The sequence below is a fragment of the Mesorhizobium sp. BR1-1-13 genome (genome assembly GCF_020165515.1).
Classification (GTDB): Bacteria; Pseudomonadota; Alphaproteobacteria; order Rhizobiales; family Rhizobiaceae; genus Mesorhizobium.
On the sequence record NZ_JAIUIH010000018.1, the window covers coordinates 85,727 to 98,373 of the forward strand.

Consider the following 12,647-nt stretch of genomic DNA (forward strand, 5'->3'; position numbering starts at 1 on the left):
ACTCAGCGAGCCCGACAACACGATTCTCATTGCGCAGGTCTTTGCGTGATCGCCGACAAGGACAAGGTCCTTCGCCAGGACCGACTACCAGTGCCTTAGGCTGGATTGACCATTGCAAGTCAGCCGATCAGGCGGCTTACCCGATCGAAGCAGCTACGTCTCTGATTGCTTAAACCAGTCCCAGCGCATCCGCCTGCAGAGAATACAGTAATGGGCAAACCGGTCGCGCTCATGACGGGCAATCCAAAAGGCATACGGCGCTGTAAGATGGGGGGTACGGGGTTCGGGGCGCATGCCAGTTGTCCGATCATCCGCAAAGAAATTTTTAGCAAATATTCCGACCCCCGGCTTGGTACGATTCCAGCTCTTGTTTTTTTCCAAAAGTGGCGCACGAATCGACGTCTTGGGGTAGGAGGCGATCATGGGTGCTCAGACATCCCGTCTACTGTCACACACAGCTAAGGACGTCATCTGTGCAGTGTTGAAGGACGCCCCCGTGGGTAGTGTGGTCTCCGTTAAGGCGACCCTCGAAGCTGTTGGTAGGGAGGGTCCTCAGCTAACTCAGACGGAAGCCGCGGATGTCGTCCTCGACGCGATATAGCTCTACGATGCGCCGGAGCGCCTCGCTCGCGATCGGCGTCGGACCGGCTGCGGCGAGTTCGTAGAAGCGCCGGCGCACGTGCGCCCAGCAGAAGGCGAGCGTTGCGCCGCTCTTGTCGGCGAGCACCCGATAGCCACCATATCCGTCGACCTGCAGGATTCCGGTAAAGCCTACGAGATGAGCAATCGGTCGCTCCGCCTTTCGGTCCGGCGCATAGACATAGGCGACGCCCGGTGCGTCGCTTCCGTTCCATGGTCGCAGCAGCCTTTCCATCCTCTCTCCTTGCAACCCAAGTGGAAGCAATGTCGCGCTCCTCGCAACCAGGAGCCCGAGTGATGAAAGACCGAAGCGATCAGGCGTCAAGCTGCAATGGGAGGCAATTCAGGGTTGCATGCCTTTGTCCGCCGTGCCAATTTGGTCTTAGCGAAATCGGATGCTGCTTGAGGGCGTCGCAACCGATCAAACTTGCGGTGGACGCCCATGCTCAACGATCTTGTCGATAAGATCTACGAGGCGGCTTTTGTGCCTGACTCGTGGGTCGATGCTCTTGAGGCAGTCGCGGGGGCTTCGGAATCCGCGAGCGGGACGATTTTCGTATTCAATGAAGGACGGCCGCCCCGTGGCCGATCGACGCTGAACGTCCAGGCCGAGCTGGACGCATTTATCGCCGGTGACAGCTGGAGGAAATCCGACAGCGTCCAGAGCATGTACAAGTTGCAACCCGCGGCATTCGTTCAGGTCGATGATTTTCTGACAGCCGAAGTGCCAATTTCGCTTGCTGCCCGGCTAACACTGCTGCGCCTGCTTGCGCAGGCTGGCAAAGATATCGCCGAGCCGGGCGGCGCTGTTGGCCTGGAAGTTCGGAGAGCCAAGATCACGCAGCACCGTGTAGTTGCCGGTCTTGTTGGCCTGGTCGAGTGCCAGCAGCGCATTCCGCGTCAGGATCAGCACGCCATTGCGGTCGATATCGGCGGGCCGAGCCGCCTTCTGCCCGACCCTCTTCTCCTTGGCTTGCCCATGGGCGGGCAGCGGCCCAAGGATCGTCGCCAGCGCCAGAAGAGCGCCGGCGACGATCGCCCCCCGCCCAAGACAGTCTGACCACACGCCGGTCCGCCGCGCGCGTGCGGTTGATACTGCCCCAGTCAAGATCAGTTGAGGGTCCAAGAAGCACCGAGGCTGACGCCGACATCGCCGTGGTTCGTCGTCGCCGAGATCGCGCCGTTGAGACGAAAATCCAGACTGGGATTGTAGCCGAGGCCGAGCGCGAGGCCCGATTGCCCCTTGAAATTGCCGAAGCCGCCGGCGAGCGAAAGTTTGCCGGGCCTGTCGTCGTAACGCAGTCCTGCCGTTGCCAGCGCGAGCGCCGTGCCGGCGCGTGCTTCCGAGCGGTTTTCGCTGATCTGGTTGCCAAGATCCTGGACACCGGATTCCAGCGCACCGACGCGGCCGTCCAGAAGCGCGATATTGTTGGTGTTTGTTGTCACCCGGCTGTCGAGGCCGGCGATCTGGGTGGTGTGCACATTCAGCGTGTTGGTATTGTTGGTGATGCGGGTCTCGTGGTCGGCGAGCTCAGCCGTATTGGTTGTGATCTGCGCGGTGTTGTTCGTGATGCGCATCTCATGATCGGCGAGCTCGGCGGTATTGGCTGTGATCTGCGCGGTGTTGTTCGTGATGCGCGTCTCATGATCGGCGAGTTCGGCCGTATTGGCGGTGATCTGCGTCGTGTTGTTGTTGACCGTCGTGCTCAGATCGGTGATGTCGCTACTGTTCTGAGCCACCTGTGCTGGCAGGTTTTCCAGCGTCGCGACATCGAAGGTGGAAGCAGCCAGGTTGCCATCGCCGTCCGTTGTCATCAGATAGGTCATTCCGCTTTGCGCGCCCTTGCTGGCCTGCGAGTTGACCCCTGCAAGCGTATAGGTGTTTCCAGCCGTGCCGAGCATCACCTGATTGTCGCGAGTGGCCTGCGCATCGCTGCCTAGAGCCATCGCGCCATTGAAGTTGGCGCCGGCGTTGGCGCCAAGGGAAGTCGCATTGGCGGCATTTGAGCGGGCGGAAGATCCAACGGCAACGGAATTGTTCTGCCCTGCCGCGGTGGCGCCTGCCCATGCGTCAGTGCCAATGGCCACATTGTCGGTGTTGCTCGCGCCAAGCGAAGCCCTTGTATCAGCGCCGACAGCGACATTGTCGCCCCCTGCGGCCCAAGATTGGTAGCCAAGGGCCGTCGCATGATCGCCGGCCGCCGAGCCGATGCCGTAAGCGGCGCTTTGTTCGCCAGCTAGCGAATTGAAGCCGCACGAAAATCCTCCGCTTCCCTCATCCAGGCACTCATCAGCCAAGGCTCTGCCCGGTATGACTGGCAAGGCCACAAGGGCAAGAACCAGAAGAGAAACCGCGAACCGGATTGGCTTGATGGACGTTACTCGCAACGGGTCTTGGATCTGTAATTTTGTGCCGGCAAGCATCATGCCTGAGTTTCCTGTCTTGATAGGAGCGATACATTCGCGCCAAGACTGAAGTTGCCGACCGATCGCGAACAGTCGTCAAATGACGACTGTTCGCGGGTTTGCGGGCCGCTGGCGGCTTCTCAGGAGCGGCTGTTGCCGCAAAGTAACACATTCATTTGCACTAATTATCGGCACGGCATTGGGAGGCAATATCCGTCCAGCGACAATGCAACTTACACGTGAGCATCTATGTGCTAGGCTTCTCGGCCACTTGCGCAGCAGGGGAACGACCATGGCTTACGCCAGCATCGAAGCGGTCTCGACGGTGGTTGGCCAGATCTATGAGGCCGCCTACATCGGCGTTCTCGCACCTGCCGTTGGGGGTGTTTGTGGTGAATGGCCATCAACAGATCGCACAGATGAACGAAGCGGCCGAGGCGATGCTGCAGCGGCCCGACAGCCCACTGAAGCTGCATGGCGGCACAATCGTCGCCCGCGATCCCATGGATGCCCAGAAGCTCCAGCGGCTGGTCGCGGACACCTGCACGCTTCGTGACGGCGCCATGCCCGGGACGGAGGAACACTGATAATGCCATCTGATCACGAGCGATCGGAACGGGCACGGCTGGTGCTGTCAGTTGCGCCATTCGTCGACGCCCGCGCCTATGGTCTGGGCATCGAACGTCGCGCTGTGATCATGGTCACCGAAGTCGCCGGGCGCACACACGATGGCTTCGATACGCGTGTCCGAAAGCTGTTCGATCTGACCCCGGCGGAAGCCCGGCTTGCCGCGGCTTTGGTGTCTGGGCGAACGCTGAAGGAAGTCGCAGCAGACTCAAGCATCACGGTAAAGACCTGCCGCACTTATATCGAACGGATTTTCGCCAAGACCCGCACGCGCAAGCAAAGCGAGCTGGTCGCGCTTCTCAAGAGCGCGGAAACGCTCCGGGGCTTGGACAGGTAGCCGGCACCGCCGGAGCTTGACGAGGCCGTTACACCACAGGCGAGTTGCCGCCAAGGACCAAAGCTCTTAGCTGCTGTTTTTGGATCTGCACTTCAGGCTATGGTGATGCGGCGCCGAGACCTGCCCGCGCTTCGGGATTTCAGCGGTTGCTCCGAGACCGACTGGGCGTCTCTACCAGCGCTTCCAGAATGGAGCTTAGAGCCCGGAATCCGGTACATGAGCCCGGCTTTGCCCCTGCGGTCAAATCGAAAAAGGTCTCAATGGACGCAGGCCAGCCAATCACGTAGTCCTGAACCTCGGTACATCCCTCTCGCGCGAGAAAGGACCGCTGAGCTTCAGTCTCGACACCCTCGAGGGCGCTGATCTACGAGGCGCAAGAGGTCGAGGTTTAAGTGTTACTTATGTCTCGTCGGGCTAGCCTTCCATTTTGATGCGCGTTGAGGATACCGGCCACCTCCTGGGCATACTCCATTTCGAGGTCGATGGAGGGATGTCCCTCAAGTTCAGCCGGCAAACCGGTGAACAAGTCGAACACCGTCCACGTCTCGTCAATCTCTTTCCTGATGCGGTACCTTTGAGCTATCATTGAGGGAAATCTAGCAGCCTGATTGACTTCGGCAATCAACCCCGATCGCCGCTTGTTGGCCGATGGCAGCCCAATGTTGGACGGCTGGCCTGGCTAAAGCGAAGCCAGCAGCGACTTCGCGTGTTGCGCTCCCCGTTTTGTCCGCGTCTATTCCGGAGAGACCGACCATGACCACTCCAAATTCTACACCTGTCGATGCGGTGCTGGTAGCGATCGATATCGCCAAAGATACGCAATGAGGTGCTGATCGAAGCGCCGAACCAGAAACGCCGTCGCCGGCTGCAGGTCCTCAACAATCGTCCCGAACATGATCGCCTGATCGAGGCTCTGCAAGCCAACGCTCCTGATCGTAGGCGGCTTCATAGATCCGGCCAACAACTGTCGAAATCGCTTCGATGGCGATGTCAGCCATAAGTTTTACTCAATACTGCGTAAAGGGATTGAGAACGTTGGCACACAGAAGCCCACCCGCAAATTCATTGTAAATGAACATTGTACGTACGAATTCTCCAGTGCGAAAATTAGGGCAATAGAATATGTGACCGGCAAGCAACACACTGGTACCGGATGCCCTTGATTGCGCGGCAAAAACTTCGAACAGTCGTCATATGACGACTGTTCGAACTCTCATCCCGTCTTCAATGTTCGATTCATAAGGTGAGCGCGCCTGTTTGGCGGGTCGCCTATCGGGCATGTGGCGGCGGACCTTCAGTCGCACGGAACGGAAACGGGTGGGCGATGGGCGTTTGGGGGTTGCTCGGCATTTCCGGAGTGGCGGAGCGAGCGGGTGGAGCATGCCCTTCCGGGATTCGCCACTCTGCCGGCGTCGTCGCGACGCTCTTGTCATCCGCGCCGGCCAGCGCCGCAAAGCCAATCCCTGTCAGCGTGGTCGGCCTGTCGGTCGTGATGTTCGTGCACCACGCATCCGCCACGGAGGGCGCAGGTGGGGACGACTATGGACATAACAGCTTGTCCTATGGCGGTGCCGATACCTACGGCGAATCTTCAATTGCTGTCGGGGGTTTCGCCAAGACCGGACGCGATGATACCCCTTCCAACAACGATACGGCCGTTGGGGAAGATGCCAACGCTTTCGGACAGAGTCTTGCGGTCGGTTCACAAACCAAGGCAGGATTCGCCAATCAGATCGAACCGAATCTGTACCGTACAGCCATTGGTCCCGTAGCAGAAGCCGGGCAAGGCGCGAATGGCCTGGTGCTTTCGACGCCGGTTGGTTGCCTCGCCAAGACCAAGGCATCCTATGCAACCGCATTAAGCTCCAACACGGCAACAAACTTGGATAACCAGGTCGCCATCGGCAACGGTGGAAACACCTATACGCTGGCCGGCGTCAACTCGCAGGCGAGCAAGGATGCGCAGGGCGCCGCCACCTATCCGATGACGACGGACGGCGACGGCAATTTGGCTGCGTCCATATTCGATGTCGTCACATTGGATAAAAATCTGCCGGCACAGCTCGCCCAGAGCGGCACGGACATCACCAATCTGAGCACTACGGTCAACAATCATACAACGCAGGTCCCGCCACAGGCGAGTGTCGAAGGTGTCCTCGGTTCAGCGGTTGCTGAGGAAGGTCGGATCGACTGCCTTCATATGAGGGCTGGCCCCGAGGCTTTGCACCTGTAAGTTGTTCCAAACACAAGGGCTGGGAGGTGGCTCGATGTCATCCAATTTCAACTCAGAAGCTTCCGCAGCACTGGTCGACGAAGTCATCCTTTCGGGAACCACGCGGCATCAGGGCACCCGTTTGCCTGTCTCTGGCATCGCCCTCGCATGGACCGCCACGCTCAAGGGTCCGCTCGTCGGGAAGGAGAGGACGGTCGTGCTCGGCGAGACGGTCAGCGGCAGGGATGGCAGCTTTGCGCTGCACCTTGCCGATACGCCTGACGTGCGCGAGGCCTATCGCTTTCTCCGCATCTCATCGGAATCCACGTCCGTCCTTGCCGCGAGCGGGAATAGGCTCGCGACAAGCGCGATCGAGCCTCCGAAAGGATCGCGCAGCGGACTGGCGCTCTTCGTCAAAGTCAAGCCGCGGACGAAATCTGTTCCGAAAGAGGACCTGAAATCACTCGGCGCCTTCCTGGCTGTGAACCGGCTGGCGACAGCAGGAGATCTCAGCAACCAGCTCGCCACGCCTTGGCTCGACAGCCCCGTCACCACATGGACGGCCGAGGCGCGGCTGAGGGCGCTGGGTGATTTAGACATCGAAATGAAGAAGGCCGATAGGAGCGGCAGCAGAAACGGCCGCGATCAATTGCTCGATTTCGAGATTATCGACGCGGGCCGCCTCACTGGATCGGTGACGGACCAGTTGGCGCCCGGCCCATGGCCGTTCGGCGACAAATCCGATCTCGGTCTCTACCGCGATTATCTGCGAGGCGTCTGGGTGAGCGCAGCGCGCTTCATGCACGAGATGCTGCCACTGATCGGCAAGCGCGATGTGCCGGCTTCGACGCTCGAAACGCAGCTCAATAATCGCCTGCATCAGAATTTCCGAACTTTCGATGAGACGCAGAAGAATCCGGCAACCTTGCTCGCAGAAATCTTAAAACCGGCGCTCACGACGGCGAAGGAGGCCGGCGGCTTCGGCAAGACGGCGGTCGAGGTGCCGGCGAAGACGGCGGGCGAATCCTCCGAGGACTATCTGACGAAGCTGGTCCAATTGTCGGGTTCGAGCCGAACCGAGCTGGAAAAACGGCTCCGTGTCCGCTTCGATACGCTGGCGGGAGCGACGACATCACGGATGCAGCTCAACGTCGACGCGCTGCGCGGCTTCCTCTCGGACAGCTTCCAGGCGCCGTTCGACCCGTATGATGCGAAACCCGACATCTATACGGATCCGCTGCGGCCTAAGCCCATCATTCCGCGTCAGTTTGCCGGCAAAGCGCCATTCTATCTCCAATATGAAGAATGGCTTGAGCGGCGGAAGCCATTTTATTGCGAGAATCTCTTCGATATTCGCCGCACGATCCCCGACTTCTCGCCGGCTTACCGAAATGAGTTCACCCAACTGTGGGGGAAAAGCGATTTCGACGCTGCCAACGGCGAGCAGGAATTCAGCGAGGAAAACCAGCCGCCGACGGAAAGCACGGACGGAGTCGGCGCGCTTATCGTCTCCTTGTTCACCGTTGTCGACAAGCTGAAGGGTGCGATCTGGCAGATCGACAACAATGATTTCGGCGGCGCGATGACTTCGTTGACCGAGACCGGCACGCTCGGAGGCGTCATTCTGAGCGAGCTTCTGAAGCAGGGTTGGTACCGGAGCGAGTTCATCTTCCAGCCACGAAACTTTTCCGACAAGGAAAGGCGCGCCCTCGATCTCGAGGAGAGGGCCGCGATCGACACGAGCACGCTCGAAGGCCTGGCCACCCTTGAGACCTTCTTTCAGGCCCCCGACTTTCCTCTGTACAATCCGTTCTGGCCGATAGTCGAGAGCTTGCCAAATGTGTCGATGGACGAAGGCCAGACCATGCGACGGGTCAAGGCGCCGCTGGAGTGCGGCGTCCTCTATGTCCACTGGCTGGAATATGTCCTCGGTGTGACCATCCCCGCGCTACGAGCCTGCATCGCTCAGGCGCTCGGCGACTATGCGACGACCGTCAGGGAACTCGGGGCGCTTACCGGGATCGCGGTCGGAGTAGCCGAGCAGGAAACCATCGATGCCTATCATGGCATGGGCGAACTGGCGCCTTCGGCCAACCCAGTCCGGCTGCTGTTCACGGACGAGACGCTGCCATATACCACCAGCGTTTCCTACGACGAGAAGGGCGCGCGCGAAAACACCTATCCGCTTAGGACGTTCAGGACAGAACCATATAGGGACTTCGCGCTCTCGCCCTGCGAATGGCGAGCCTTCAAGATCGCCCAGGGCCGTGCCATGCTCGATTGGGCCGAGCAGCTTTTTCGCACAGACGATCCGTCCGGGATCCGCCGCGCCCGCGAACTCTATAAGGGCGTATTGTTCCTGCACGGTGCCGATCCGGGCACGATACCGACCTATCCCAAGGACGGCGATCCGATCCTCGTCATGGTCATGCTCATCGGAAATCCGGCCATCCGGGCGCAGGTGGAGCGCGCCAATTACGGTTTGTTCCTGATCGAGGAGGGGCTCAACGCCTATGGCTGGCGCGAGGACATGGTGCCGATCCTCCGCTATCGGCCGCTGAAAGATGCAAGCGACGGCCTCGCCGCGGCCGCGAAATCCGCGCAGAATGATTTCATCGCCTATACCGACCGCTTCGAGCAGGCGCAGCTCGACCGCATGTATGCCGCGCTGTTGGCCGAGAGGGCGGCGGCGAGCGTGGGAATCGCCAACGAACAGATCGCGATCGCTCAGAACGACGTCAAACTGGCGCAGGAACAGGTCAAGGCGATCAAGAAACAGATCGAGAAAAAGCAACAGGAAATCGACGACCACGACAGTTTCTTCAACCAGTTCAAGGACTATCTGGGCGGCGCCAAGAGCGCGCTCGACAAGCTCACCAAGAAGGACAAGAGCGGCGAATCGACTGGTAGCAAGGCGATGGTCGAGCTCGGCGCGCTCGGTGGCGGCGGCGCCATGATCATGGGCGGCATGGCGGCCTTCGTGTACGTCTCGTGGATCAGCATGGAAGGCATGGAGAAGGAGGCGAATCGGCGGGCCGACGAGATCAAGCGGCTGCGGGACGTCGCCCTGCCGGCCGCCATGGCGCAGGTCGCCATCCGTCGGCGCACCGTCACGATCGCCGACTATCAGAAGCGCATCGCCGAAGCCGACCGGCAATATGCTGATGCCCTGATGCGCTTCGACCGTGATCGTTTCCTGAGCGCGGACACCTGGGCCAAGCTCGCGACGGTCGCCGAGCGGCTGATGGTCTATTATGTCGACAACGCCGCGCGTATGGGTTGGCTGGCCGAACGGGCGCTTGCCTTCGAACAGGCGCGACCCCTCAACATCATCCGCAAGAACTATCTGCCGAGGGCAATGCGCGGGCTGACTGGTCCGGATACTTTGCAGGCCGATCTGGCGGCGCTCGAAAACAGCCGGCTTTCTGGCGTCAAGCTCACCATGCCGGCGCGGCACACCACGTCACTCGCCCGTGAATTTCCGTTGGCGTTCGGCGCATTGAAGCGGACCGGCCGATGCAGCTTCGCGACGAAGGAGGCATCGCTACAGCAACATTATCCGGGCCTTTTCGGCTTCCGCATTCGTAGCGTCGGCGTGGAACCGCAACTGACCGGCGCCGATCTCGTTCGCGGCACGCTCCGCAATCGCGGTGTCTCGTGCGTCGGAACGGACGGCGGTGCATCTGAACAGCTGCTGATCCGCTTCCCGGACGCCCTGCCGATCTCCGAATTCCGCATGAAGGACGACATGGACGTCTTCGGGCTTCCGGGAGAAACGCTGCTGCAATTCGAAGGCAGCGGTTTCACGACCGAGTGGGAGATCACGCTCGCCCCGGATTCGGCGGTCGACCTGGTCGACCTGCTGATCACATTCGACGGCTTCGGCTTTTATAGCGACGCGGCGTTCGTCGAACCCGCAACGGGGACAGGCTCCTCGACCCGGTGCATGCTTTTTGCCGGTTCGGCAGTCAATCCGACAGGCGTGGCGGCCCTTCGGAATGGAAGCGCGAACCAGCTGGCGCTTGATCTTTCCGGCTTCGGCGCGACGGACGGGACGGCCCGCGCGATCTCGAATATTGCGCTTCTCTGCATCGGCGGCGAAGGTCCGGCTTCGGTGCTGCTGACGGCCACCGGGACGGGGGAGACGGCCAGTGCCGCCTTCGCGCGGGGCATCGCCCTGTCGAACATGGCGCCCTTGGATGGTAGCTCTGGCGCGATGCCGCTGAACGCCTTCCACGGTGTCCCGGTAGATCAGCCTTTCACGCTGGATTTCGGCGCGGCGGACCTCTCTGACCTCACGGATGTCGCCGTTCTGCTCGAATATTCGACATTCTAGAAACATACCTCCGAATGCGGGGCGGCAATCTCATGGGACTGGCAATGTCATGGTAGTATGCGATGGCGAATTGGCCGACGATCTCGGACAGTGCGACGACGGAGCAAGGGCGAACGGTGCGCCCCGCCTCGGCTATTCGATGTCGGCTGGCCTGGTAGCCCGGCTGAGATCGCTCGACATCGGACTGGCATTCACCTCCTATCAGTCCGGCCTGCTCTACCTGCTCGGTCGTAACCCCGACACGGGCGGGCTCAATGTCCACCAGACGCCGATCCTGCGGCCGATGGGGCTTGCGCCCGTGCCTGACGGCTCGTTCGTGCTGGCGGCCGGATTCCACCTCATCCGCTTCGTCAATACGCTGGAGCTGCATCAGCGCGCCAACGCGATCTTCGACGCGTGCTACGTGCCGCGCACCATGTATATAACCGGCGAACTCGATGCGCATGACGTCGGCGTCGACGCGTCCGGCAAGCCGATATTCGTTAACACCCGCTTCAACTGCCTGGCCACCGTTTCCGACCGCTACAGCTTCGAGGAAGTGTGGCGGCCGCCCTTCGTGTCGGCGCTAGTGGACGAGGACCGCTGCCACCTGAACGGTCTGGCGATGCGGGAAGGCGAGCCGGCCTATGTCACGGCCGTCAGCCGCTCCGACACGATCGACGGCTGGCGTGATCGGCGCGCCGACGGCGGCGTGGTGATCGATGTGAGGACCGGGGAGATCGTGTGCGAGGGGCTTTCGATGCCGCATTCGCCGCGCCTCCATAACGGCAGGCTGTGGTTGCTCAATTCGGGCACCGGCGAGTTTGGCACGATCGAGTTGCCGAAGAACGGCGGCAAGGGCCGCTTCGAACCGGTCGCGTTCTGCCCGGGCTTCCTGCGCGGGCTTGCGTTCTCGGGCCGCTATGCCTTCGTCGGTCTTTCCAAGCCACGGTACAAGCGCTTCGAGGGGCTGGCATGGGAGGAGCGTCTCAAGGCCGCCGACTCGGAGCCATGGTGCGGCATGCAAATCATTGACCTTGAGAAGGGAAGTTGCGTCGACTGGTTCCGCATCGACGGTGCGATCACCGAACTATACGACCTCGCCGTGCTTCCTGGAGACACCTGCCCGATGGCGGTGAGCCCCGGTTCGCCGGAGGCGGCGAGCGTCGTCAGCCATGCACCGAGCGAGGGGCGGGCGGGCGTTCCCGGTCTGCTGAGTCGGCCCGGACACGGCGTGACTGAAGACCGTCACGAGGAGCGGAGGGGCGATCATGAATGAACGCACAACAGTGAAACCGGGAATGCCGACCGGACGGGGACGGGGCCTCCGGCGCCATCTATTGCTTGGCACCGCCCTCGCCACCAGCGCCTTCATCGGCGGCTATCGCGGCTATGTGCGGCGCGCCTATGCGGGCTGTACCGGCGGGGGCGGCACCTATACCTGCGGCGACACAACGACGACGACGCAGACCTTGACCGGCACCCCGCTCGTGGTGACGACCGCCCCCGGTTTCAGCATCGACACCACCGGCCCCGGCGGCAGCGCCTTTTTGCTGAGCGGCACGAATGGACTGACATTCACAGACAACAATCAGTCCACCATCACCGGCGCCGTTTTGGGCATTTACGCCCGAAACGATGGCAGCGGCGCTCTGTCGATCACCGCAACCGGCACGGTGACGGGAAGGGGCAGCTACGGGATCCTAGCGCGTGCCAGCGGCAACGCCACCGGCGTGACAATCGAAGCCGTCGATGTCAGCGGCGCGTACAGTGGGATCGGCGCCCGCAACGATGGCAGCGGCGCTCTGTCGATCACCGCGACCGGCACGGTTACGGGAACGGGCAGCTACGGCATCTTTGCGGTGAACGGTAGCACGGCGACCGACCTGACGATCGAGGCAGCTGATGTCAGCGGTGCGGATCGCGGCATCCTTGCCACCAACAATGGCAGCGGCGCACTGTCGATCACGGCGACCGGCACGGTGACGGGGGCGAACGGCTCCGGCATCTATGCAGTAAACGGTACCACGGCGACCGACCTGACGATTGAGGCCGTCGATGTCAGCGGCGCGACCCGCGGCATCGACGCCCGCAACTACGGCGGCGTACTG

At 61.3% G+C, this 12,647-nt stretch carries 9 protein-coding genes and 2 pseudogenes; 7 read left to right on the plus strand and 4 right to left on the minus strand.

Translation table 11 applies throughout. From position 1 onward, the window contains the following. Positions 1-153: 153 nt before the first annotated feature. Positions 154-423, minus strand: coding sequence for a hypothetical protein (locus LB533_RS28400; RefSeq protein WP_224678739.1), 270 nt, complete (start codon positions 421-423; stop codon positions 154-156). Between the two features lie 148 nt (positions 424-571). Further along, a pseudogene (locus tag LB533_RS28405) lies at positions 572-859 on the minus strand (IS66 family transposase); the annotation flags it as partial. 222 nt (positions 860-1,081) lie between these two features. On the opposite strand from LB533_RS28405, the gene LB533_RS30240 reads away from it, so the two are divergent. Beyond that, complete coding sequence (locus tag LB533_RS30240; RefSeq protein WP_411970911.1) at positions 1,082-1,699, plus strand: hypothetical protein; 618 nt, start codon at positions 1,082-1,084, stop codon at positions 1,697-1,699. Between the two features lie 50 nt (positions 1,700-1,749). On the opposite strand, the gene LB533_RS28415 is transcribed toward LB533_RS30240, so the two are convergent. Continuing rightward, a complete protein-coding gene (locus LB533_RS28415) occupies positions 1,750-3,066 on the minus strand; it encodes a YadA-like family protein (protein WP_224678740.1) in 1,317 nt (438 codons plus the stop codon). Between the two features lie 398 nt (positions 3,067-3,464). Here LB533_RS28415 and LB533_RS28420 point away from each other — a divergent pair, with 398 nt between their 5' ends. Further along, positions 3,465-3,632, plus strand: a complete 168-nt coding sequence (locus tag LB533_RS28420; protein WP_411970912.1) for a hypothetical protein — start codon at positions 3,465-3,467, stop codon at positions 3,630-3,632. Between the two features lie 41 nt (positions 3,633-3,673). Beyond that, on the plus strand, positions 3,674-4,009 hold the full coding sequence (locus LB533_RS28425; protein ID WP_224678742.1) for a helix-turn-helix transcriptional regulator: 336 nt from the start codon (positions 3,674-3,676) through the stop codon (positions 4,007-4,009). An 875-nt stretch (positions 4,010-4,884) separates the two neighbouring features. Here the strand turns inward: LB533_RS28425 and LB533_RS29975 are convergent. Continuing rightward, positions 4,885-5,007: a hypothetical protein gene (locus LB533_RS29975; protein ID WP_263487753.1), complete on the minus strand. Its 123-nt coding sequence runs from the start codon at positions 5,005-5,007 to the stop codon at positions 4,885-4,887. Positions 5,008-5,333: 326 nt separating this feature from the next. Here LB533_RS29975 and LB533_RS28435 point away from each other — a divergent pair, with 326 nt between their 5' ends. From LB533_RS28435 to LB533_RS28450, 4 genes and pseudogenes are all read left to right on the plus strand, one after another. Continuing rightward, the gene (locus LB533_RS28435; protein WP_224678743.1) at positions 5,334-6,242 is read left to right on the plus strand and encodes a hypothetical protein; all 909 of its coding nucleotides are present in this window, start codon (positions 5,334-5,336) and stop codon (positions 6,240-6,242) included. Positions 6,243-6,276: 34 nt separating this feature from the next. Further along, positions 6,277-10,557, plus strand: a complete 4,281-nt coding sequence (locus LB533_RS28440) for a hypothetical protein (RefSeq protein WP_224678744.1) — start codon at positions 6,277-6,279, stop codon at positions 10,555-10,557. Positions 10,558-10,627: 70 nt separating this feature from the next. Then, positions 10,628-11,815 carry a TIGR03032 family protein gene (locus LB533_RS28445; RefSeq protein ID WP_224678745.1) on the plus strand — a complete coding sequence of 396 codons (1,188 nt, stop codon included), beginning with the start codon at positions 10,628-10,630 and terminating at the stop codon, positions 11,813-11,815. Beyond that, a pseudogene (locus tag LB533_RS28450) lies at positions 11,808-12,647 on the plus strand (hypothetical protein); the annotation flags it as partial. The gene LB533_RS28445 and the pseudogene LB533_RS28450, both read left to right, overlap by 8 nt.

What these genes read in the sequence shown, in the direction of transcription:
- LB533_RS28400 (WP_224678739.1), bottom strand. Translation starts at nt 423, where the DNA reads ATGATCGCCTCCTACCCCAAGACGTCGATTCGTGCGCCACTTTTGGAA.
- LB533_RS30240 (WP_411970911.1), top strand. Translation starts at nt 1,082, where the DNA reads ATGCTCAACGATCTTGTCGATAAGATCTACGAGGCGGCTTTTGTGCCT.
- LB533_RS28415 (WP_224678740.1), bottom strand. Translation starts at nt 3,066, where the DNA reads ATGATGCTTGCCGGCACAAAATTACAGATCCAAGACCCGTTGCGAGTA.
- LB533_RS28420 (WP_411970912.1), top strand. Translation starts at nt 3,465, where the DNA reads ATGAACGAAGCGGCCGAGGCGATGCTGCAGCGGCCCGACAGCCCACTG.
- LB533_RS29975 (WP_263487753.1), bottom strand. Translation starts at nt 5,007, where the DNA reads ATGGCTGACATCGCCATCGAAGCGATTTCGACAGTTGTTGGCCGGATC.
- LB533_RS28435 (WP_224678743.1), top strand. Translation starts at nt 5,334, where the DNA reads ATGGGCGTTTGGGGGTTGCTCGGCATTTCCGGAGTGGCGGAGCGAGCG.
- LB533_RS28440 (WP_224678744.1), top strand. Translation starts at nt 6,277, where the DNA reads ATGTCATCCAATTTCAACTCAGAAGCTTCCGCAGCACTGGTCGACGAA.